We start from the raw sequence: 21,942 nt of genomic DNA on the forward strand, positions 1-21,942 counted from the left end.
GACACAGAAAGCACGTTTTTTGCTCTCTATGTCCTTTTTAAGCATTGTTTACTTAATTAATTAAGACTTACACCCTAATTTAAAACAATAGCTTAGGTATCAATACAAGTTATTTTAACAAGTTTTCAATATCATCAAAACTAGTTTCTTCGGTTTCTTCACTTTTTTTATCTTCAATGGGTTTTATATCAACAGTATTTACAGGCTTTAATGGTATAGTTTTATCAAACTTTATGTTTATAGGTTCTTTTTTTTCTAAAACAAGTCCATCAACTTTTACATAACGCATTTTCATTTTTATATCAATCTTTTGGTCTTTTGATATAAAAATGCTTTGTCCAGTTTCTAAATTTTGAATATCGGTGTACGTATATTTGCTTTGCATTGTTTCGTGCATATTACCATTGCCTGTAGATATTATTTTATTTCCAAATATGCTAGCTTTTTTTTCTACGCCATAAGAATAGTTAGTTCTTTTTTCTTGTCCGATTACTTTTTCCCACTCTGCAGAACTATCATAAGAGTTTTGTCTCATTATTATGTAGTTATTACAATTTTCTATAACTTGATTTCTAAGTGCAACCCCACCAGCTTTGTCTAAATCAGATAAACTTTGAAATGCTGGGATACATGTTATATTCGCACTTCTAGATTTATTTAATAGATCGATTGCAACGTCACTAGCGTACACATTAAACTCGTCAAAAATAAAATATTTTCTTGTTTTATCTAAAAATAATTTAGATACTGCTTTTTTAGCATCCAATATTGCAAGCCTTCCAACTTGTTTACTAAGCTCTTGCTTACCAAGACTATCTAAAACAATTAAGATATTAGCCTTCTCTTTTAATGCTGTGTATACATCAATACCATTACTATTAAATATTTCACCTGCCTCACTCTCCGCCGTAGTTGCAAACCGAGCCATTGCACTATTTACTATAGGAGCAGTGGTTTCAATTATATCTGATAGTTTTGCATATTCATCAATTTCAATTTCGTTGTTATATTTCATTTCTTCAATTAAATTTTGGAATAGAGTTGGCGAATACTTTATTATTGTATTTAAATCTAAAGGTATCTTTTTTATATTTAAAATCTTTATTAATTGTTGTAAATATCTTTCTGTATTTACTTTGTAATGTGCTTCGGACCAATCACTCATGCCGATTAACATATCTTTTGCTTCTGTCATTCCAGCTCCTTTAAAAGGGTTGTAATGGTCGCTTTCATCGGGTTTTACAAAGTTTACAACATATAATTGTCTATTATATGTTTCCGAAAGTGATTGCATATAATTTAATAAACTTCCATCCCCTAAATCCCCTTTTCCATCAATAGCAAAAACAGGGTGATTTTTTTGAATAGCACTCTCAATAAAATTTGCTATAGCAATTGTTTTACCAGCACCAGTTGTTCCAGCTACAATTATATGTTTTGCATTATCATTTATTTTTACGACTTCAATATCTTCATAATCAGCACCAATCGTTGTAGTTCCTTCGTCATGCGTTTGTAAATTAATTTTTTCCGAATATTTATTTACGGTATTTTCTTTTTTCTTTTCTTTTCTTTTATCTGTTTTACTTTTACCTTTCTTCTCTTTTTGCCTTTTTATATAATAAATTTCTGCTATTATACTACTTATTATTAAAGCAATTAGTAATTGCCAAACTATATTAATATTTAATATATAATTTTTGTAAAGTGTAGATATGGTTGCAGTTTTTTTATGTATTATAGCATCCAATATAATATTTAAAAAATTTATTGAATGTACTAAGTATTTTTGCATAAAACTAACCTTAAGATTTACAAGTATAGCTAATACAAAACTTGCTATACATAAATATTTTTTTTTAACTTTCTTTGTGTTTATAAATATAACTGTTAGAGCTATTGTAAGTATCACACTAGGTAAACTTACAATTACAAATAGCACTAATGCTATAAATGCTAGTGTAAATAGTATAAAACTATCCGAACCACTAGTGTTTTTGTCATTATTATAATTCATTTTTACCCCCCTTCACATTATTACGTAATTTTTCTTGTAATGTTGCCATTTCTAGTTTATCTACATCTTTTAAAAAACTTTCCTTTTGTGTTGTCGATTGAAAAAATCTATCAATATTCAAATTAATTATATTTCTTAAAAACAAAAGTCCTTTATGATTCATAGTAGATATATCTTTTGTTAACCTCTCTTTCCTATTTTCATTCATTGTTAAATTTTTACATCATATGAGTTATATATATATAAACTTCTGAAAACAGGCTCGATCCTCTCTAATAATGCATTATATAAGGGAATAACCACATTAGGTTTATTGCTCATCTCTTAAAAATTTCAATTTGAATGTAACTAAAGTATATTTTAAGATTTAAAAAAGTACACTAAGTTTTTTCAACTATAACTTATAGCAAAATGGGTAAACTATATAATGTATTGAACGTATATAGTGTAAAATAAATTTATATTTGAAGGGAGAATAATTATGAATGAAAATAATTTAGTAGAAACAAAAAAATCAAATAAACAACTAGAAGGTAATACAGACTCAAGCACTTACTCAAATGAAGGTATTAATAGTAGTGTTAATGATAGTATTTCAAAATCAAAGGCGCGTTTAATTAATGAACAAGATAACAATGATTTTTATCTTTCTAATGGAGATTTAAGTGCTTACATGTCTAGTATGTCTAATATGAATAGCGACAGTGACGCTGCTGCTTTAGAAGAAACAAAACAATTAAATGCACGTTCAGCAGCAAATAAAGGTAATACTAAAAAATAGCTTAAAGATAACCTTTTATTGTGTTGAATTCATTTTATTCTATAAAGTATAAAGAAAATAAAAAAGTAGTGGGGTCCCACTACTTTTTTTAACTACATGAATTTCGATTAAATTATAGTTTAAGCAGTTAATATAAATATTTCTTTGACTTATTCTGCCTGGAAAATATTTAATATATAAAGTTCATTAGATATTTCTTTGGTTTCCTCATCTAATCTTTTTTTAATACTAACTTGTATTTTTTTGAAAGTACATGCTTCACTAAATATTGCACCAAATATTTCTATTAAACTGTCCAACGTGTTTTGTGATTTGCTTTTTTTCTTGTTCATTCCTTCTCCTTTAAATATTTACTTATATTATTTCTAATAAATAAATTAATAACATTTGGTTTTAAATTCCTTCTATCAATCTAACCATATCCATCTATTTATTATTTTCCCAACTTAATCTGAATTTTGTCTGATGTTAAATTATATTTTATAAATGTATTATAACTCTGTTATTCTTGAATGCAATATAATTTTTTGATTCTTTTTCATAGTTAAATTCCAAAACTCTTTTGTATACGTTTCATCGCCATTTTACTCGTGTTTTAAAAAAAACAAGAAAACTATTGTATATAACAATATAATTTACTTAAAGTTGGAATCAAGGTTATATATGGAAAATATGATAAATGGATAATAAGATATATGAGGGGGGAGTACGTCTGTTTTTAGAAAACAATGAGGAGTTTAGATCTGAATAATTTTTTTTATTGAATCTACATTATTAATAGTATAAGTAAATAAGTTAATTTTAATTGTATTGTATTGTATGACAAATTAAACAGATAGGAAGTGAATTCTATGATAAGGGTAACTCTTCTTCACCTTTTGATTGAATGTAAGCTGCAGTAAATGGAATGGTAGTCAATATAAAAAACCTTTTAAAATCTTCCATACTGTAAACTTCTTTATATTTTAAATCTTTTAAATACCTTTGTTCATATATTAGTTATGTTTGTTTTATTATTTTGTCTATTTCACTCAAAACTGCTAACGTTAATCCAATAAGTGTTACTATTATGACAGAACCAAAAATTAATAATGTAATTATAATAATCACCCCTTAAATTTATAATATAATTACACTATATTTTGTAAACGTGTACAATTGTAAAAATTTATATGATATAATATATTAAAATCAATGTTATAAAATGGGGTTAAGTAATGGAAATGTTGATGTTACTATAGAAACATTAGTTATACATTTATCGCACTATAAAAAGGAGTGTTAAAATGCATTCAGTAATGTCATTTATATTAAATCGTAAAAGTATCAGATCATATACTTCAGAAAAAGTAAGCAAAGATGTTATTATGCAGTTATTGACTGCAGCTAATTGTGCTCCATCTGTTAACAATATGCAACCATGGAGATTCTCTGTAATAATGAATAATAAAGAATTGATAAAAAAATTATCTTCTCTTACTGTATACCATAATTGGGTGAAAGATGCCCCTTGTTTGATAGCAATCTTTTTAGATACCAAATCTTTAGACGATAAATCCCCAAGCATTTACTTAAGACATACTGAATCAATCGGAGCTGCGATACAAAACATACTACTTGCTGCACAGGAGCTTGATTTAGGTACTTGTTGGATTAGTGAAATATTAGAATATGAAGATAAAGTAAAGGGATTATTAGGAGTTTCAAGTGACTTACAGCTAATGGCTGTTATAACCGTTGGATATTCTAGTGGAAGGAATTTTAAATCTAATAAAAAGGATGTTATTGTAAGCTGGTTATAAAGTTAAACGTTAGTCTTTTTATGCCATAACATTATTATATTGTTCAAATAAATAGCAAAACCCATACAACATAATATGGTTAAGGTAGAACTGTAATAGCAAAGATTGATCCTGTCTTTCTGGCTAGATAAAAGTTGTTATTTATTATGTGACCTTTTCTCGTTTCATGGCGATTGAACCCATCAAATTGGCTTATTTGATATGTCTTTTGATACAAAAAAATATACATTTAATTAAAAACAACTAATGGAGGTAACTTAATACTAAGTAAGTTACCTTCACATTTTCTTATATTTTAAGATGCTTATTATTTTTAGTTTGGTTTATTTTTGTTTTTTCAAAAATTGATTTATGGTTAACGATTCCACAATTCCATCGGCTTTTAATGTTCTTGAAGTTTGAAATTTTTTCACAGCTGCTAATGTGTTTACACCAAAATATGAATCAGCTCCAGTTACACCACTACTAAATCCTGATGCAATAAGTCTCTGCTGTATCCACCTTACTAATTCATTATGATCTCCTTTAGTAAGCAATACCTTAGCTATAACCTCTGTGGTATGAGTCCCTATGATGCCATCCTCAACAAGCTTTTTCCCATTTTCATCTGTTAACCCCACTAAGTTGACAGCATGTTGAAAAGTCCGTACAACAGTATTTATAACTATTACAGGTGAGATTGAACCAATAAATATATCAGAACTAAATTCATCTAAATCTACAAGTCCATTTACCCCGGCTACGCTCCCAGATCCTGAATATTGAAACTCTATATAATTAATTGAATCTGGCTTTGCTACACGTAATGTGCCACCCACAACGGTATATTTTTAACTGAATTATCCAAATTTTTCGAGTAAAAATTATCTCCTGTATAAATGCAAACTTCCTTACCATTTGATATTAAATGATCTGCGAATAGCCTCACATTACGGCTTATTTTAGATATAGTTTGTCCCAATGACGCTTCTACATCTATTGCGTATTTACAATCGGACGAAAGTCCATCTATAACAATTAGGAAATGTTTTGCCTCTAATATTGGATCATTTGCTCTTAGATAATGATAAAATCCAATTTTGAGTCCTGCTGCCTTAGCTTCACTATATTGTAATATTAACAGAGGATTTTCATAAGTGACTCCTTCAGTGGCTTTAATATAAACTATTTCTATTCCACTGTTTTTTACTTTTTTAAAATCTATATTTTGTTGGTAACTTGCTATATCTATTCCTCTCACAAAATTTCATCTCCAGTTCTAATTATTTTCTCGTAACAAGATATGTTGCAACCCATATCTCTGCTACTATAAAATAAAGGTAGTTACGAAAGGAATGAGCCAATCTATGACTAAGGGAAGGGATACTTCATGGAAAGAAAGAATTGAGATTGCATTGTACTGTATTCCTCAAAGCAACGACTATCATGGGTTTCTTTAATTCAATTCAAATTATTTTATTGGACACAAAAAGAGGAACTAAGTCATAACACTTAGTTCCCGTTTTATCTTACTTAAATTCAGTTGTAATACCTATTACTGTGCTATCGTAATCATCACTATCTACAAGGTCAATATCTCTATTAAGCTCTATATGAAGCTCCTTACCATTAGTAAAAATAATTGTACCTTCGGATGTACTTATATCTATATTCGCAACTTGCACAGCACCTTCAATTTGATAAACATTGTCTGAGATTGTATCCCTATTTTCAGTGGATACTGAAATATATCTGTCTTCGCCTATGTTTCCTTCTATTAATAAATAAATTATTCCCAACTCACATTTAACTGCAACATAACTTTCATTTTTAACATATACCTCCAAACAATTGCCAAACCCATCTATTTCCCATTTTTTTAGGTTATGGGTATGTATTTTAATAATTTTATCACCTGAATACACTTTTCTGGTTAAGCTATGATTAAAGAGGTATTTAAATATGACTATTTCCTTTGAAGATAAATCCCTACTTATCATTTTTTCTATATTCTCAAGTTCTCTTGTTAGGTCCTCATTACATGAAAGGTCAATTTTAAACTGTTCTTTGGTCTCTTTTGAATATTTCTCTTTACATTCTCCAATATGATTATCTACCATATTTTCTAATAAAGCATTTAAAGCACCATTAAAATCATTCTTTAATAATATCATTTCCATTTTACAACACTCCTTTTGAATTTTAATTACCTTATTTACTAAAACGACCATATTATTAATTAATTAATTATTTTGAAATTATTTCTATTTGTTCTTTCATGGTACATAGAATAAATTTTATTAGTTTAATTTAAAGCAATTAATATATTAAAACCACATCTAGTTATATGGGTTTTACTCGCGACGAAATAGGTACCTGTGCAAAATTACCACACTAGGGTCTCTGTCAATTTTAACATATTTGTTCATTTAGTTCTATTTTAACATTCATAGCACTATTTAGTCACCTTATTCCTTGTGGATTATGGGAAGCTATTTATATAATTGATGTCTTCTTAGAAAACAAATCAGATACTCAGCCAGATACAGTACATGCAGATACCCAAAGACAATTCGTTAAAATAAAATACAAATAATAGCATTGGCTACTCGTTAGAATTTATATGTTTTGTTATTTTATCAGTTTCACTTTTATCTAGCTTCAAAATTATATTTTTAAATTGTTCAGTTGCTTCTTCTTTTTCTCTCAATAATTTATTAATTCTATCATTAAAGTCTTCTTGTAACTCTTGCAATTTAACTTGTTGCTGCTCTCTTAATGTCAATAGTTCTTTGCCTACTTCAAAACTAGTTCTTTCCTTTTGCATTTCAATATCTTGCTTAGCCTTAATTTCTAGTTCAGTTAACTTATTTTTGTTTATTGTATCTAACTCATTAATATGTTTTATCAATTTATCCGTTTCGGCATTTTGATTAACTAAGTCATTATTAAGTCTTAAATTTTCGTTTGTTAATTTATTAAGGTCTGTTTTAATTTTATAAATTTCATCTTTATATTTAATATATTTTTCGTTAGTTTCTTTTAGCTTTAATATTTTTTCACCCTGCATATTATTAAGAGTCTTTAAGCTCTTAATATTTTCTTGTAGTTCTTTACTTACATGGGTTGCATCTAATTGCTCTTTTTCTAGTGTGATTATTTTCTTATTTTCTTCTTTTAATAAAGCGATGTCTTCTTTTAGCTTTTGCACTTCTTTATCTTTATCTACTATTTCATCCCTATGTATATTTTTAACTTCTGCAGTTTTGACATTATTTCGTTCTACTATATTTATATATATATCTGCCATTCTACTTGTTATCGTTTGTAATTCTTTTATATCTTCAGACATATTATTATCTTCTTCTCTGGCTCTATTTAATTCATAGTATTTAACTACTTGCTCCATTAATTCCTTATTATTTATGCCCTCACTCTGAGCTAACTCATTAAATTTTTGTTTTAAATCATCGCTTATTCTTACACTTAATATTGCATCCATAACCTGCTCCCTCTCTTAGTCCAGTATTCTCTATGAATATTATATATATTTTAACTTTTGTTAAATCTGGATTTCACCTACAACATTACATTACTTCTATAAGTATTATCATGCTTATAGCAAGTGATTTTGTGATAAATCATTAAGATTTATTATATTGTTTTTTAATACCTATTGTAATTTATACATTGTAAACATTTATAAACCACTGTATACATTAAGACTAAACATGTATACATAATGTTTACAATAATAGTATACCATATAAAATAGTAAAATTACATATAAAATCATTTAAAATGCATGATTTATTATAAAAACAAAACCATTCAATATAACTTTTATTATATTGAATGGTTTTGTGCTGGTTAATAGCGTAAATTTATGAGTTTAGTAGCGAAACAATAAAAAAAGCTGATAGGTTAGTAAGAAAAATAACCTCTGACATTGAAAATAATTTTCGGTCAAAAAGAGGAAGCGTCATATAAAAGAACATAATAGTTGAAAAATTAAGAGATTATATTAATATTTGAATTAAGATGAACAGTACAACTACTTTTATCATATTATTTAATAATATTAACTTTATGGAGTGTAACATGAAATTTTTTAGGATAAATCAATACTCCAGAATAAACGCAGTTAATTATGCTAAGACATTGAATTATAATTTTATCACATAATATTACATAAATATTATGTCCGTTGCCTTTGTAGCTTATATTACTTATAATAGTATTAAAGCATAAATTTGGAGCTTAAAGGAGTTGCTTAATGGGAAAGAACATAATATTTGAGTTTTTTAAAAAGCATAAAACATCGTATATTCTTGGCTTTGTTTTTATGATGTTAACATCTTATATCCAGTCATTATTTCCTAGAGTTCTGGGCAATGCGATTGATATTTTAAGCACTAATAATTTTGATTTTTCTCTTGTAAAAGTTAAAATAATGTACATATTATTAATTGCTATAGGAACTTTTATAAGTACCTATGCATGGAGAAACCTAATTGTAGTAAATGCCAGAAATCTTGAATGTTATCTTCGCGCGCGATTGTTTAATCACCTTCAGAAATTATCTCCGGAATTTTATAATCAACATAAAACAGGTGATTTAATTGCATACGCAATAAATGATATTTCTGCTGTAAGGATGACATTAGGTCCAGCAACAGCAATGATACTAAATATTATTATTCTTTGCAGTATCTCTATATATTCAATGTCAACGATTATAAGTTTTGAGCTTACTCTAATGATACTGTTACCAATTCCTTTCATTATATTATTTATGTTCAAAACAGGAAAACGTGTTCAAAAACAATTCAGAAAGGTTCAAGAAAATTTTGCAGCAATATCTGGCAGAGTTCAAGAAAACATATATGGGATTAGAGTAATAAAATCTTATGTTCAAGAAGAAGCTGAGGCTCTGAAATTCGAAACATTAAATGACGATATGATGAATTCTAACATTAACATGGTAAAGATTTCTTCCGTTGTCTCCCCTGTAATTGAAATGTCCTTTAGCATAAGCTTTGTTATGAATCTTATCATAGGTGGAAATATGGTATTAAACGGCAATATATCTCTTGGAGAATTTATTGCCTTTAATGGCTACTTGACTATGATCATGAGGCCTATAATTTCTATAGGAAGAGTTATAAATATATTTCAAAGAGGTATTGCTTCAATGAAAAGATTAGATGAAATCTTTAACGTTAGTCCAATAATTAATGATGGATGTAAAATGATAAGTAGCGCTATACTTGGTGAAATAGAATTTAATAATTTGAGCTTTTCTTATGGTAAATCAAACATAAATGCTTTAGAAAACATTAAATTTAAAATACCTAAGGGGTGTACGGTTGGAATTATCGGGAAAACTGCTTCAGGTAAAAGCACCCTTTTGAACCTGTTACTTAAGCTTTACTTGTCACCTATTAATAAAATTTTTATTGATTCAATAGATATAAATGACTATTCTCTAGAAACACTTAGAAGTAGCATCGGGTATGTACCCCAAGAAAATTTCCTGTTTTCTGCTTCCATTAAAGATAACATTAAGTTTTTTAAAGATATATACACAGACGAGGATGTTAAAAAGGCCGCTCAAATAAGTTCTATTTATGAAAGCATTATGAAATATGGTAATGAATTTGATACAATACTTGGAGAACGTGGTGTTAATTTGTCAGGCGGCGAAAAACAACGTATATCAATAGCTCGAGCTATTATTAGTAACCCGCCTATACTAATTTTAGATGATTCCCTCTCAGCAGTGGATACTATTACTGAATCCAAGGTACTTAAAAATATACAAAAATTAAGAACTGGTAAAACTACAATAATTATTGCACATAGAATTTCTACAATAAAACATGCCAATTTTATTATAGTCTTAGATGAAGGTAAAATAAGTGAAATGGGAACTCATGATGAACTCATAAAGAAAGGAGGACTATACTATGAAGCCTATAAATCTCAATGTTCAGCTTCGTAAAATGAGTAGTCTTAGAAGACTTTTAGAGTTAACAAAACCACATCTGAAAAAGATAATATTGGCTGCTTTATGCGTAATTGTAGTAAATTCAGCAGAACTTTTAAAACCATACATATTAAAGCTTGTGATTGATGATTTCTTAATTAAAAAGGTTTCACGAAATGGTATAAACTCTATAACACTTATGGGAATAATATATTTTATTGTTGCATCTATTGGCGGGTTATCCTCTTTTACTCAAGTGAATTTAATAAACAAGACTGGTCAAGCAATTATGAAGGAGCTAAGAAAAAATGTATTTAGAACAATACAATTTCTTCCTCTCTCATATCTTGACAAAAACTCCTCTGGACGATTAATTACGAGAGCAACTAATGATGTGGAAGCACTAAGTGAGATGTATACAGATGTTATTATAAGTTTGTTTAAGGATGTTTTCTTACTTATAGGTATAGTTTATGTTATGCTTGCACTTGATGTAAGGTTAGCTCTAATTTCGTTCGCTGTTGTGCCTCTAATGTTTTTTATAGTTTTCCTATTGAAGAATAAAATTAAAAAAAACTTTTCCATTATGAAAATGTTAATAGGTAAAATAAATGGATTTATGGCTGAAAATATTTCAGGAATGAAAATCATACAAATATTTAATGGAGAAAAGGAAAAAAATGTTGAGTTTTTAGATTTAAATGAAGAATATTTAAAAAGCACAATATTTCAAGTTAGATTGAACAGTATATTAAGACCTGCTGCAGATGTTTTTCAAAGTCTTTCAGTAGCAATTATTCTTTGGTATTGCATGGGTAAAATTTCAAACCATACTATAGGAATAGGTGTACTTTTCGCTTTTACAACCTATATAAAACAATTTTATAGTCCGATTTCAGATCTTGCGGATAACTATACAATTATCCAATCCGCTTTGATTTCAGCAGAGAGAATCTTTGAACTCCTTGATGAGGAAGATTCTCTAGAAGATATATATAAGGGCACGAGTATGGAACAGTTACATGGCAATATAGAATTTAGAAACGTATGGTTTTCATATAACAATTCAGATTGGGTATTGAAAGATATAAGTTTTAAAGTTATAAAGGGTGAAACTGTCGCATTTATTGGAGAAACGGGTGCAGGTAAGACTACGATAATAAGTTTAATAAGTGGATTTTATAAAATCCAAAAGGGTGAAATATTAATAGATGGAATTAATATTAATAATATAAGAAAAAAGGACTTACGGAAAGGTATATCAGTTGTTCTTCAGGATATATTTTTATTCTCGGGTGATATTGCCTCTAATGTTGTATTAAATGATAATATCAGTAACGAAATATTAATTGAGTCCTTAAGAACTACTTGTGCCTTAGAATTTGTAAATCGGTTACCTGACGGAATACATGCAGAAGTCATGGAAAGAGGAGCTACCTTTTCAGCAGGCCAGAGACAACTTCTATCTTTTTCTAGGGCACTTGCTCATTCTCCGTCAATATTTATTTTAGATGAAGCCACATCAAATATAGATACACACACAGAGAAGTTAATACAGAAGGTAATTCAAGAAATGGCTCAAGATAGAACTACACTTATTATTGCACATAGATTATCAACCATAAGAGAAGCTGATAAAATAGTGGTCCTAAAGCATGGAGAAATTTTAGAAGTTGGAAATCATGATGAACTTATATCCATTGAGGGATATTATAAAGACATGATTCAGGGTAATGTAATTGTCGTAAAATAATATTAAAAAAGGTATGTAAAATAACTGCTTTAGTATTTTACGTACCCTTTTATATTCTTAAAAATATATAGACATATCTATCAGTTAATCATTGTTTTATTAAGATAAAATAGAATTTAACACCAAGGTCTGTGTTTTCCACTCCACATCTGCCACCATGGAGCAATATTATATTTTTAACTATTGCGAGTCCTAGACCAGTACCTCCAAGCTTTCTAGTCCTTGATTTATCTATTTTATAGAAGTTATCCCATATCTTATTTGTTTCATTAGCATCAATTTTGCTTCCACTATTCTCCACCTCAACGCAAATTGCATCTTCTTTATCTATCATTTTTATTCTTATTAATCCACTATCATTAGTATGTCTTATTGCGTTAGTCATATAATTTGTTAGTACCTGCTCTATTCTATTCCAATCTGCTTTTACTTCTATATTTTCAATTAGTTTTAATTCAAGCTTAATACTTTTTTCATGAAGTAAGGATGAAAATTTCTTAGCAACAGGCTTTACTAGTTCATTTAGGAAGAATTTTTCCTCAACAAGTTTGAAATTCCCTGATTCTAGTTGTGACAAATTTAACATATCCGAGACTAAACTGTTCATTTTTCTTGATTCGTCCATTATGACTTCAATAAAATATTGTTTTTCTTCACCTTCTAAAACATCATCATTTAACGCTAATGTATACCCTTCTATAAGCGTTATAGGTGTTTTAAGTTCATGAGAAACTGATGCAACAAAGTCTTTTCTCATTTCTGTTAGTTTTTTTTCTTTTTCTATGTCTTTTTCTAATTGTGTATTAGCATCTTTAAGTGAAGTTAAAGCCTCATTTAAATTCTCTGATAGAAGGTTCAATGAAGCAGCCAGAGCACCAATCTCATCATTGCTTTTTACTTCACATTTTTCTGTAAAGTTAAGATTTGCCATTTCACCTGCAGTTTTAGTTATTTTTATAAGTGGCTTTGCAATCATATTTGAGTAAATTAAAGAAAGAAGTAGAATTACAATTAGGGCACCAATGTAGAAATATAAGTAGAATTCCTTTATAACTTGAACTGCTTCATTAACGGGCTGTAATGAAGAAAAAGCATACACAATTTCGTCTTTCTTTTTATCATAGGCTATTCCCGCTACGCTTACTACCATATCAGGGTTTTTATCAGTAATAAAAATAAGTGGCTTTTCCTCTTCTTTAAATTTTGTAAGACCACCTTTATTTGCTATCTCAGACGACATTATTTGGTCCATAATTCTAGCTTTTATAGAGTCTTTTCTTTCATCAGCTGTTTTTGTAAGATATTTTAAGTTTCCGGATTTATCTCGTATGATTATTTTATAACTATTTTCTTCTTCAAAAGAACTAATTAAGTTGCTCTCATCTTCATTATTTTTGAGTGAAATATATTCACTTTTAAATTTAATAAGGTTATGCTCTAAATTGTTTTTTTTCCATCTTATATAAAACTGTTCAAAGAATGCAGACTGAACTATTAAATTAGTAGTGATAAAAACTACAAAAACTATTGACGTTATTAAAAATAGCTTTCTTGTTATGCTCTTTTTACTTTTCATTTTTCACCTCGAATTTATATCCTGTACCTCTTACGGTTGCTATAAGATAAGATTTTTCACCAAGTTTTTCTCTTAATCTTTTTATAACAGTATCCACTGTTCTTAGATCTCCAAAATAGTCAATACCCCATAAAGCATCCAATATTTTTTCCCTACTTAATACAATTCGCTTATTAAGTATAAAATAATTTAGGAGTTCAAATTCCTTTGGAGATAGGTTAATTTCGTTATTGTATACGGTAACCTCATGGCTTAAATTATCAACTACGAGGCCGTCAAAGCTATTCTCTTCTTTTTGAACATCCTCACTGCTATGGGCACGCCTTAGAATAGCTTTGACTTTAGCAACTAGTAGTTTTGGAACAAAAGGTTTAGTAATATAATGGTCAGTTCCTAATTCAAAGCCTAATAATTCGTCATCTTCTTCAGATTTAGCTGTAAGCATTATTACAGGGATATCAGAGGTCTTTCTTAACTCCTTGCATACATCCCAGCCATCCATAATTGGCATCATTACATCTAGAATAACTAAATCTACTTTAGTTTTATTAAATATGTTGATAGCTTCACTGCCATTTTCTGCTTGCAAAACATTATATTGCTCTTTCCTTAAATATATAGACACAAGGTTTCTAATTCTTTCTTCATCATCAACTATTAAAATGGTTTCCATCATAAAATTTTCTCCTTTATTAAGAGCTTAATATAATTTAAAATTTAAATACAAGTTATAACTTTCTTCTATATTATATAATAATATCACCAATAATCATAATTATTAATATAATATCTAATATATAGCTTATAAGTAAAAATTCCTCTGCAAGGGGCATCACAGAGGAATTTTATATTTTGTATATATTCTAAACAATCTATTATATAGGTACATAATAGATTGTTTCTATGTCACTTAAATGGCAACAATGTTAACAATATGTAAATGATAATTGTTATTTTAATTTTGATATTTAAATTCTACTTTTAACAAAAAACACATAGAATTAATAAAGATTTTATTATATTCATAGTATAATTAACTTGTATGATTTAGATAATACTTGTAAGTGATTATTTATTCGATAGAATCATTAGGAGGTTTTTATATGCTTAACGGTGGTAAGATTAGAGAATTAAGACTTAATAAATCTTTAACAAGCAAAGATATATCAACTTTATCCCAAAATTTAAATGTACATGTATCTCAGACTTATCTAGAAGAACTAGAACGAGGAAGTAAAAAAAATCCATCATTTAATATAATTGAAACAATTGCAACCATTTTATGTGTTAATATAGATGAACTTAGAACAAATTAAAATAATTTAAGACAACTAACTTAATTGAGTTAATTGTCTTAAATTACTCCATGAAGGATTTATATAATTTTAGGTTTAATAAAGAATATATTTCTTTATTAAACCTCTAAAATTCTTAGTGACATAAACAAACATTTATGCAGTTCCTCTAACAATAAGATTTGTTTTAAAGTATACTTGTTTTTCGGTAGGAATTTCACCATTGATTACATTAATTAGGATACTGCAAGCTTTTTCACCCATTTTGTATATAGGTTGTGCTATTGTTGTGAGTTCAGGCTCAATGACAGCCGATATATGAATATTATCAAAGCCGATAACCGATATATCATTTGGGATTTTATAGCCATTGCGAAGTAAAATTTTCATTCCTCCGAGTGCCATCATATCATTACTATATAATATTGCATCCAAATTGTTAAAAGTGCCTATTATCTTTTCAGTGGCTATTATGCCACCTTTAACATTAAAGTCACCTTCAAATATATACTTTTCATTGTATATTCCATAATTCTTCATTGCATCAATATAACCATCTAGTCTTTGTTTTGATACTTCTAAATTTTCGCTTCCTTTTACAAAAACTATTTTACGCATACCCTTTTCATATAAGTATTTAATACCATCTTTTATTCCCTGATTATTTAAGCTAAATACCCCATAGTCATCTTTATATCCTTCAATGTATCTATCAACCAATACAAAAGGAACATTGTTGTTTTTCAATAGGGTTATACTCTCATTACTTTTTCCACCAGACATAAAAATAATACCGTCAATAAGTTTACTAATGAGAAGTTGAATATATTTTTCTTCTTTATGTATGTCATTATCCGTGTTACATATCATTAAATTATAGTCTAACCGTTCTGCCTCATCTTCAACCGCCCTTGCCATTTCTGAGAAAAATGGATTTGTAATATCAGGAAGTATAATCCCTATAGTCCCTGATTTCTTAGTGCTCAAGCTTCTTGCTATAGAATTAGGAATGTAGCTCATCTTTTTAGCAATTTTTAGTATTCTATTTCTGGTTTCATTGCTTATGCTAGAATCCTTTTTGTTCATAACCATGGAAACTGTGGCTTTTGAAACCCCAGCCATTTCAGCTATATCCTTCATTGTCACTTTACTCATAATTTTCCTCCAATTTACGATAAATGATCACAATAAATTAAAAATTTCTTTTAAAGTTAGAAATATACTTATACTATGTAATTTCAGTTAAAAAACGTGACAATATAAGTATATATCAAAATATAAATTATTTACAAACATTTTATAAAATTATAACCCAGAGGATGCTCCTACTGGGTTATAATTTTTAGTATTTAATTGTGATTGTAATATTTGCGTATCTATTTCTTTATAAGTTCGAGTTCAACAGGAATTTCCTTTTGAATTGCCTCACCCTTTGCTATTTTAATAGCATTTTCTATTGCAATGGATCCCATTAAACTTGGCTTTTGTGCTATCGTTGCTGTCATATCTCCACTTTTAACAGCAGCTTTTGCATCATCATTTCCGTCAAAACCTACAATAATAACATTCTTATGAGCCGCTTTGACTGCTTTTATAGCGCCTAGAGCCATTTCATCATTATGTGCAAATATTGCATCGAACGCAGGAGTCGCTTGAATAACGTTTTCAGTAACATTTAATCCCTTCTGTCTATCGAAATCTGCTGCTTGACTAGCCACAACCTTGATTTTATCTTTTTTATCTACTATATTATGAAAACCCTTTCCTCTATCCCTTGTAGCAGATGCTCCTGGAATACCTTGTAACTCTACTAAATTTCCTTTTCCATTTAATTTTTCAAGTATAAAATTCGCTGCCATTTCTCCACCTTTTACGTTATCGGATTCAATGTGACATGCAACTTCCCCACCATTAGATTTTCTATCTAGTGTTATAACTTTTATATTGTTATCGTTTGCGAATGTTATTGAGTTTACAACCGCATCGCTATCTGTTGGGTTAATAATTAAAGCTACAATTCCTTGTTGAACTAGATCTTCTACATTAGATCTTTCCTTTGCTGCATCATTTTGAGAGTCAAGAACTACAAGAGTATATCCTAATTCCTTTGCCTTTTTCTCAGCACCTTGTTTCATAGATACAAAGAATGGGTTATTAAGGGTCGATACTACCATTCCAATTTTTTTTCCACCTTCTGCAGATTTCTGCGAGCTACAGCCAACCAAAGTTGACATAACAAATACAGTTGATAATACCAATGAAAGTAATTTTGATCTTTTTCGCATTTAAATCATCCTCCAATTTTTATTTTTTCTTTTTTTCAGCCATTACAGCTAGTAAAATAACTATGCCTTTAATAATTGATTGATAAAATGGTGATACATTCATAAGATTTAAGCCATTATTAAGTACACCAATGATTAAAGCTCCTATTATTGTTCCTACTACACTACCCTCTCCACCAATTAAGCTGGTGCCACCTAACACTACTGCTGCGATAGCATCTAACTCAAAACCTACTCCAGCATTTGGGGAAGCTGATCCTATTCTACTTGTAACAATAATTCCACTTAAGGCTGCGGTTGCTCCACAAATAACGTATACAAGTGTTTTGATTTTATCTGTATTAATACCTGATAATCTTGCTGAGTCTTCGTTTCCGCCTAGTGCATAAATATATCTACCATATCTGGTTTGACTTAAAACATAAAATGCTATACCAAATATTATAACCATAAATACAACAGGGATTGGTATTCCTAAAATCATTTTATTGCCTATGCTAGAAAAGCTTTGTCCTAGTCCTGAGATAGGAGTGCCATTTGTATATACATAAGTTACTCCTCTAAAGATAATCATTGTAGCTAGTGTAACTATGAAAGCTTGTATTCTCCCCTTTGAAATAAGAATACCATTTATAAAGCCTATTACAGCACCTATGGCTAAAGCTACAATTATTGCTAAAAATAAGTTACCTGTTGACTTTATTATACTTGCAGCAACAGCTGCACTTACTGCAAGTATTGATCCTACTGACAAATCAATACCTCCAGTAAGGATAACAAAAGACATTCCTACTGCTATAACGGCATTTACTGAAACTTGAGTAAGTACGTTTTTAATGTTAGATATGCTTAAAAATCTAGGAGTAATAAATGATATAACAATACATAATACCAATAAACCTACTAAAGATTTATACTTTACAATCATATTTCTTAAATTAACTTTCACAATATAATCTCCTTTCTTAGTGAACATTATCAACTAAAGTCTCAATTATCTAACCCCATAGCATACTTCATTATAGCTTCTTGAGAAGCTTCTTCCCTGGAAAGCTCACCAGATATTTCTCCTTCATGCATTATTAAAATTCTGTCACAAATGCCGAGTACTTCAGGCATATCAGAGGATATCATAATAATTGATTTACCCATAGACTTTAATTCATTTAAAACTTCATAGATTTCCTTTTTAGCTCCTACGTCTATTCCTCTAGTTGGTTCGTCTATAATTAATACTTTTGGTGCAAGCATGAGCCATTTAGCTAATATAACCTTTTGCTGATTTCCTCCACTTAAATATTTTATTAACTGATTTGAACTTGGGGTCTTAATAGAAAGTTTTTTTATATATTCTTGTATTGACTTATTTTCTTCTGCTTTATTAATGCGTTTAGCTCTATTTTCATATTTTTTAAGGTTAGCTAAGGTCATATTGGTTCCTACTGACATACCAAGAATGAGCCCTTCTTTTTTTCTGTCCTCAGAAAGATAGCAGATTCCTTTCTCAATGGAGTCTTTAGGAGAGTGAATATTGACTTCTTCGCCATCAATAAGTATTCTACCAGAAGATTTTTTGTATTCTCCAAATATAGTCTTTGCCATCTCAGTCCGCCCTGAACCCATGAGACCTGATATACCTAATATTTCGCCACTATTTGCTTCAAAACTAACATTGCAAACCTTTTCATTAAAGCTTAAATTTTCAACTTTAAGAAGGGCTTTTCCTTTCGGTGATTTTCTGTAAGGAAATTGTTCCTCTAATTTTCTCCCAACCATCATTGAAATTAAATCATCTTTTGTAATGTCTTTTGTTTTAACTTCACCAATATGCTTACCGTCTCTTAAAACTGTTATTCTGTCACATATTTTAAATATTTCGTCCATTCTATGGGAGATGTATACAATGCTCATATTTTCATTTTTAAGCTTGTTTATAACTTTAAAAAGATTATCTGTTTCAACATCAGTTAATGCAGTTGTAGGCTCATCCATTATTATTATTTTAGAATATTTAGAGAGCGCTTTTGCAATTTCTATTAGTTGTCTTTCTCCTACATTCAAATTTTTAACCAAGGTGTTTACATCAATATTAAAATTAATGCTTTTAAGTAAAGTCTCCGATTTCTCTCTTAGCACTTTCTTATTTATTCTTCTTGTTATTCCACTGAATACTTCATTACCTAAGAATATATTTTCCCATATACTTAAATTAGGGAGAAGACTTAGTTCTTGATGAATAATTGCTATCCCTAATTTTTCAGCTTCTTTTATGTTTTTTATATCTACTTCAGAACCTTGGATAATAATGCTCCCTGTATCCTTAGTATATACTCCACTTAGTATTTTCATTAAAGTAGATTTCCCAGCTCCATTCTCTCCTAGAAGGGCTAGAACTTCTCCACTATAAGCTTCTATCCTAACATCTACGAGAGCCTTTACACCTGGAAAGGATTTTGAAACATTTTTCATCTGAAGTAGAGGCGTTATATTAGTCATTAAATCTCCTCCTCAAAATTACTTATATCTTGTTATATTTAGAATACAACTCCTGATTTTAGTATTATATTTGCATAGGGAGTTTGTTCACCAGTTCTTACTACAGCTTTACATTGTTTTAACTCAGCTTTCAGCTTCTCATGCGTTGTAAATGTGATTTTTACATCACCAATTGCTTTTTTTACATCATTAAATATGTTAGGACTTAATTCAAATGTCTCCTTAGCCACTATTACTTCTTCTACTTGAAGCTCTGTTAATACGGCATTTAGAGTTTCAATAAACCCGGGTATATTTTTAATTAATGCAATATCTATTCTTTTAATGTCGTCTGGTATTGGAAGACCACAGTCCCCTATTGCTAAGGTATCTTTGTGTCCCATTTTAGAGATTACTTCAGATATTTGTGAATTTAGTAATGCAGTTTTTTTCATGATTTTCCTCCTTACATTCCATCTTGCATACCTTTATTGAGATTTAGTAACTGATATCTTCCCCATAAATATCCAAAACCTCTTGCATAGTAGGTATTGATGGTTGTGCCCCCGATTTTTGAACTACTATAGAGGATACTTTATTAGCAAAAACTATAGCTTTTTTAAGATTCTCAAAGTTCAATTCTTTTGAACGTAATATACTTGCTAAGGCTCCAATAAAACTATCTCCTGCAGCAGTTGTGTCAATAGCGTTAACCTTAATTGCAGGAATTATTTCTGCCCTATCTTTATATATTAATGCTGCACCCTTTGAACCTAGTGTTATTATCACGAATCTTGCTCCCATACTTATGAGACATTCAGCTGATTTTTTAGCACTTTCTAAATCTTCAACTAAAACTCCAGTAATATCATAGGCTTCTGTTTCGTTAGGAATTATTATATCTGTATATTTAAATGCGTTTTGATTTGATTTATTTGCTGGAGCTGGGTTTAGGATTGTTATAATTCCCTGGGACTTTGCAAATTTAAAAGCCTCAGTTGTAATTTCAATAGGTGTTTCATATTGTGCTATAATTACGTCGCAATCCTTTACTATTGAATAGCTTTTTTTTATCTCATTTATAGTAATCGTCATATTAGCACCAGCTACTACCACTATTGAATTATTACCTTCATTGTTAACATTTATTATTGCTGTACCTGTTGTTTCCTTCTTATCTTTAAAAACATAATCTGTGTTTATGCCATCAGATTCGAGCTTCCTAATCAAAAAATCACCATTGCTGTCTAACCCAACCTTACCTATCATGTAGACATCGGATCCCATTCGTTTAGACGCAACAGCCTGATTTGCCCCTTTTCCTCCAGGAACATTGGTTATACTTTTTGCAAAGATTGTTTCACCAATTTTAGCCATATTTTCTACTTTTAATACTAGATCCATGTTTAAACTTCCTAGTACACAAATTTTACTCATACATATCACCTCTTCGTTACTTAACCGATTAAGTTAACCGGTTAAACTTATTGTATACGTTTAGATATTCTTTGTCAATTAACTATTTTAAAATATTAAAGATATTTAATATTTTATTATAACAAGAGTAAAATTAAGTCTTAAGTTAGTTATATTTATAGTTGTGTATAGTAAATTGCATTGACTATAGCTATAATGAAATTATTATAATAAATATATTGGGGAGATGACAAATGAATATTAAATTTAATAAAGAAGCGTTTGAAGAATTAAAAGCATTAATTAAAACTAAAGAAAATTCAGTTATAAGATTAGAAGTTTTAGCCGTCGGTTGTGGTGAGCCTGCATTAGCACTTTGTTTAGATAAACAAAGAGATGATGATTTTTTAGTAGAAGTTGATGGTATCTCTTTTGTCACAGAGGAAAAATTTAAAATTCATTTCGAAAATACTGAAATATTGTATAATCTTGAAGCATTTAATGGAGGGTTTTATGTCCATAGGTTACATATTTAATATCTAATTTACGAAAATAAAAGTAAGACCATACTTTT

The 21,942-nt window shown here is 29.1% G+C and carries 21 protein-coding genes and 1 pseudogene; 7 read left to right on the forward strand and 15 right to left on the reverse strand.

What is annotated here, in order from left to right:
- Positions 1 to 109 precede the first annotated feature (109 nt).
- Positions 110 to 2,017 carry a type IV secretory system conjugative DNA transfer family protein gene (locus LGK95_RS01330; RefSeq protein ID WP_226121364.1) on the reverse strand — a complete coding sequence of 636 codons (1,908 nt, stop codon included), beginning with the start codon at positions 2,015 to 2,017 and terminating at the stop codon, positions 110 to 112.
- Positions 2,007 to 2,225 (reverse strand): hypothetical protein, encoded by a 219-nt coding sequence (locus LGK95_RS01335; RefSeq protein WP_226121366.1) that lies wholly within the window; start codon positions 2,223 to 2,225, stop codon positions 2,007 to 2,009. The genes LGK95_RS01330 and LGK95_RS01335 overlap by 11 nt, the downstream gene beginning before the upstream one ends.
- A 273-nt stretch (positions 2,226 to 2,498) precedes the next feature.
- Between LGK95_RS01335 and LGK95_RS01340 the strand changes: the two genes are divergently transcribed.
- Positions 2,499 to 2,798, forward strand: coding sequence for a hypothetical protein (locus LGK95_RS01340; RefSeq protein ID WP_226121368.1), 300 nt, complete (start codon positions 2,499 to 2,501; stop codon positions 2,796 to 2,798).
- 149 nt (positions 2,799 to 2,947) lie between these two features.
- Here LGK95_RS01340 and LGK95_RS01345 read toward each other — a convergent pair whose 3' ends face one another.
- Positions 2,948 to 3,130 (reverse strand): hypothetical protein, encoded by a 183-nt coding sequence (locus LGK95_RS01345; RefSeq protein ID WP_226121369.1) that lies wholly within the window; start codon positions 3,128 to 3,130, stop codon positions 2,948 to 2,950.
- Between the two features lie 954 nt (positions 3,131 to 4,084).
- Between LGK95_RS01345 and LGK95_RS01350 the strand changes: the two genes are divergently transcribed.
- A complete protein-coding gene (locus tag LGK95_RS01350; RefSeq protein WP_226121371.1) occupies positions 4,085 to 4,600 on the forward strand; it encodes a nitroreductase family protein in 516 nt (171 codons plus the stop codon).
- Between the two features lie 323 nt (positions 4,601 to 4,923).
- Here the strand turns inward: LGK95_RS01350 and LGK95_RS22630 are convergent, their stop codons facing one another.
- The 3 genes from LGK95_RS22630 to LGK95_RS01365 all read right to left on the reverse strand — a co-directional run bounded on the left by LGK95_RS22630 (position 4,924) and on the right by LGK95_RS01365 (position 6,759).
- Positions 4,924 to 5,418: a peptidoglycan-binding domain-containing protein gene (locus LGK95_RS22630; RefSeq protein WP_226121373.1), complete on the reverse strand. Its 495-nt coding sequence runs from the start codon at positions 5,416 to 5,418 to the stop codon at positions 4,924 to 4,926.
- The gene (locus LGK95_RS01360; protein ID WP_226121374.1) at positions 5,397 to 5,840 is read right to left on the reverse strand and encodes a GH25 family lysozyme; all 444 of its coding nucleotides are present in this window, start codon (positions 5,838 to 5,840) and stop codon (positions 5,397 to 5,399) included. Before LGK95_RS01360 ends, LGK95_RS22630 begins: the two co-directional genes overlap by 22 nt.
- 268 nt (positions 5,841 to 6,108) lie before the next feature.
- Positions 6,109 to 6,759, reverse strand: a complete 651-nt coding sequence (locus tag LGK95_RS01365) for a hypothetical protein (RefSeq protein ID WP_226121376.1) — start codon at positions 6,757 to 6,759, stop codon at positions 6,109 to 6,111.
- A gap of 263 nt (positions 6,760 to 7,022) precedes the next feature.
- On the opposite strand from LGK95_RS01365, the pseudogene LGK95_RS22745 reads away from it, so the two are divergent.
- Positions 7,023 to 7,163 (forward strand): annotated as a pseudogene (locus LGK95_RS22745) (Tn3 family transposase); the annotation flags it as partial.
- Between the two features lie 21 nt (positions 7,164 to 7,184).
- On the opposite strand, the gene LGK95_RS01375 reads toward LGK95_RS22745, so the two are convergent.
- The gene (locus LGK95_RS01375) at positions 7,185 to 8,081 is read right to left on the reverse strand and encodes a hypothetical protein (RefSeq protein ID WP_226121378.1); all 897 of its coding nucleotides are present in this window, start codon (positions 8,079 to 8,081) and stop codon (positions 7,185 to 7,187) included.
- A gap of 774 nt (positions 8,082 to 8,855) precedes the next feature.
- Between LGK95_RS01375 and LGK95_RS01380 the strand changes: the two genes are divergently transcribed.
- Entirely contained in the window at positions 8,856 to 10,583 is a 1,728-nt protein-coding gene (locus LGK95_RS01380; protein WP_226121380.1) for an ABC transporter ATP-binding protein, read from the forward strand.
- On the forward strand, positions 10,549 to 12,321 hold the full coding sequence (locus LGK95_RS01385; RefSeq protein WP_226121382.1) for an ABC transporter ATP-binding protein: 1,773 nt from the start codon (positions 10,549 to 10,551) through the stop codon (positions 12,319 to 12,321). The genes LGK95_RS01380 and LGK95_RS01385 overlap by 35 nt, the downstream gene beginning before the upstream one ends.
- Positions 12,322 to 12,409: 88 nt before the next feature.
- Here LGK95_RS01385 and LGK95_RS01390 read toward each other — a convergent pair whose 3' ends face one another.
- Both LGK95_RS01390 and LGK95_RS01395 read right to left on the reverse strand, forming a co-directional pair.
- Positions 12,410 to 13,897 (reverse strand): sensor histidine kinase, encoded by a 1,488-nt coding sequence (locus LGK95_RS01390; protein ID WP_226121384.1) that lies wholly within the window; start codon positions 13,895 to 13,897, stop codon positions 12,410 to 12,412.
- Positions 13,887 to 14,573 carry a response regulator transcription factor gene (locus LGK95_RS01395; RefSeq protein ID WP_319001880.1) on the reverse strand — a complete coding sequence of 229 codons (687 nt, stop codon included), beginning with the start codon at positions 14,571 to 14,573 and terminating at the stop codon, positions 13,887 to 13,889. Before LGK95_RS01395 ends, LGK95_RS01390 begins: the two co-directional genes overlap by 11 nt.
- 427 nt (positions 14,574 to 15,000) lie before the next feature.
- Here LGK95_RS01395 and LGK95_RS01400 point away from each other — a divergent pair, with 427 nt between their 5' ends.
- Positions 15,001 to 15,213 carry a helix-turn-helix domain-containing protein gene (locus tag LGK95_RS01400; protein ID WP_226121386.1) on the forward strand — a complete coding sequence of 71 codons (213 nt, stop codon included), beginning with the start codon at positions 15,001 to 15,003 and terminating at the stop codon, positions 15,211 to 15,213.
- Between the two features lie 135 nt (positions 15,214 to 15,348).
- On the opposite strand, the gene LGK95_RS01405 is transcribed toward LGK95_RS01400, so the two are convergent.
- The 6 genes from LGK95_RS01405 to rbsK all read right to left on the reverse strand — a co-directional run bounded on the left by LGK95_RS01405 (position 15,349) and on the right by rbsK (position 21,389).
- On the reverse strand, positions 15,349 to 16,347 hold the full coding sequence (locus LGK95_RS01405; RefSeq protein ID WP_226121388.1) for a LacI family DNA-binding transcriptional regulator: 999 nt from the start codon (positions 16,345 to 16,347) through the stop codon (positions 15,349 to 15,351).
- Between the two features lie 221 nt (positions 16,348 to 16,568).
- A complete protein-coding gene (rbsB, locus tag LGK95_RS01410) occupies positions 16,569 to 17,477 on the reverse strand; it encodes a ribose ABC transporter substrate-binding protein RbsB (protein ID WP_226121390.1) in 909 nt (302 codons plus the stop codon).
- Positions 17,478 to 17,496: 19 nt separating this feature from the next.
- Complete coding sequence (locus LGK95_RS01415; protein WP_226121392.1) at positions 17,497 to 18,426, reverse strand: ABC transporter permease subunit; 930 nt, start codon at positions 18,424 to 18,426, stop codon at positions 17,497 to 17,499.
- A 41-nt stretch (positions 18,427 to 18,467) separates the two neighbouring features.
- Positions 18,468 to 19,973: a sugar ABC transporter ATP-binding protein gene (locus LGK95_RS01420; protein WP_226121394.1), complete on the reverse strand. Its 1,506-nt coding sequence runs from the start codon at positions 19,971 to 19,973 to the stop codon at positions 18,468 to 18,470.
- 38 nt (positions 19,974 to 20,011) lie between these two features.
- A complete protein-coding gene (gene rbsD / locus LGK95_RS01425; protein WP_226121396.1) occupies positions 20,012 to 20,407 on the reverse strand; it encodes a D-ribose pyranase in 396 nt (131 codons plus the stop codon).
- Positions 20,408 to 20,450: 43 nt separating this feature from the next.
- Entirely contained in the window at positions 20,451 to 21,389 is a 939-nt protein-coding gene (gene rbsK, locus LGK95_RS01430) for a ribokinase (RefSeq protein WP_226121398.1), read from the reverse strand.
- 233 nt (positions 21,390 to 21,622) lie between these two features.
- Between rbsK and LGK95_RS01435 the strand changes: the two genes are divergently transcribed.
- The gene (locus LGK95_RS01435) at positions 21,623 to 21,904 is read left to right on the forward strand and encodes a hypothetical protein (protein WP_226121400.1); all 282 of its coding nucleotides are present in this window, start codon (positions 21,623 to 21,625) and stop codon (positions 21,902 to 21,904) included.
- The last annotated feature ends 38 nt before the right edge of the window (positions 21,905 to 21,942 follow it).

The organism is Clostridium algoriphilum, from assembly GCF_020443705.1.
GTDB classification, from domain to species: Bacteria; Bacillota; Clostridia; order Clostridiales; family Clostridiaceae; genus Clostridium_AD; species Clostridium_AD algoriphilum.

Excerpts from the sequence above, each read along its gene's own strand:
- LGK95_RS01330 (WP_226121364.1), bottom strand. The coding sequence starts at position 2,017 with ATGAATTATAATAATGACAAAAACACTAGTGGTTCGGATAGTTTTATA.
- LGK95_RS01335 (WP_226121366.1), bottom strand. The coding sequence starts at position 2,225 with ATGAATGAAAATAGGAAAGAGAGGTTAACAAAAGATATATCTACTATG.
- LGK95_RS01340 (WP_226121368.1), top strand. The coding sequence starts at position 2,499 with ATGAATGAAAATAATTTAGTAGAAACAAAAAAATCAAATAAACAACTA.
- LGK95_RS01345 (WP_226121369.1), bottom strand. The coding sequence starts at position 3,130 with ATGAACAAGAAAAAAAGCAAATCACAAAACACGTTGGACAGTTTAATA.
- LGK95_RS01350 (WP_226121371.1), top strand. The coding sequence starts at position 4,085 with ATGCATTCAGTAATGTCATTTATATTAAATCGTAAAAGTATCAGATCA.
- LGK95_RS01365 (WP_226121376.1), bottom strand. The coding sequence starts at position 6,759 with ATGGAAATGATATTATTAAAGAATGATTTTAATGGTGCTTTAAATGCT.
- LGK95_RS01375 (WP_226121378.1), bottom strand. The coding sequence starts at position 8,081 with ATGGATGCAATATTAAGTGTAAGAATAAGCGATGATTTAAAACAAAAA.
- LGK95_RS01380 (WP_226121380.1), top strand. The coding sequence starts at position 8,856 with ATGGGAAAGAACATAATATTTGAGTTTTTTAAAAAGCATAAAACATCG.
- LGK95_RS01385 (WP_226121382.1), top strand. The coding sequence starts at position 10,549 with ATGAAGCCTATAAATCTCAATGTTCAGCTTCGTAAAATGAGTAGTCTT.
- LGK95_RS01390 (WP_226121384.1), bottom strand. The coding sequence starts at position 13,897 with ATGAAAAGTAAAAAGAGCATAACAAGAAAGCTATTTTTAATAACGTCA.
- LGK95_RS01395 (WP_319001880.1), bottom strand. The coding sequence starts at position 14,573 with ATGATGGAAACCATTTTAATAGTTGATGATGAAGAAAGAATTAGAAAC.
- LGK95_RS01400 (WP_226121386.1), top strand. The coding sequence starts at position 15,001 with ATGCTTAACGGTGGTAAGATTAGAGAATTAAGACTTAATAAATCTTTA.
- LGK95_RS01405 (WP_226121388.1), bottom strand. The coding sequence starts at position 16,347 with ATGAGTAAAGTGACAATGAAGGATATAGCTGAAATGGCTGGGGTTTCA.
- rbsB (WP_226121390.1), bottom strand. The coding sequence starts at position 17,477 with ATGCGAAAAAGATCAAAATTACTTTCATTGGTATTATCAACTGTATTT.
- LGK95_RS01420 (WP_226121394.1), bottom strand. The coding sequence starts at position 19,973 with ATGACTAATATAACGCCTCTACTTCAGATGAAAAATGTTTCAAAATCC.
- rbsD (WP_226121396.1), bottom strand. The coding sequence starts at position 20,407 with ATGAAAAAAACTGCATTACTAAATTCACAAATATCTGAAGTAATCTCT.
- rbsK (WP_226121398.1), bottom strand. The coding sequence starts at position 21,389 with ATGAGTAAAATTTGTGTACTAGGAAGTTTAAACATGGATCTAGTATTA.
- LGK95_RS01435 (WP_226121400.1), top strand. The coding sequence starts at position 21,623 with ATGAATATTAAATTTAATAAAGAAGCGTTTGAAGAATTAAAAGCATTA.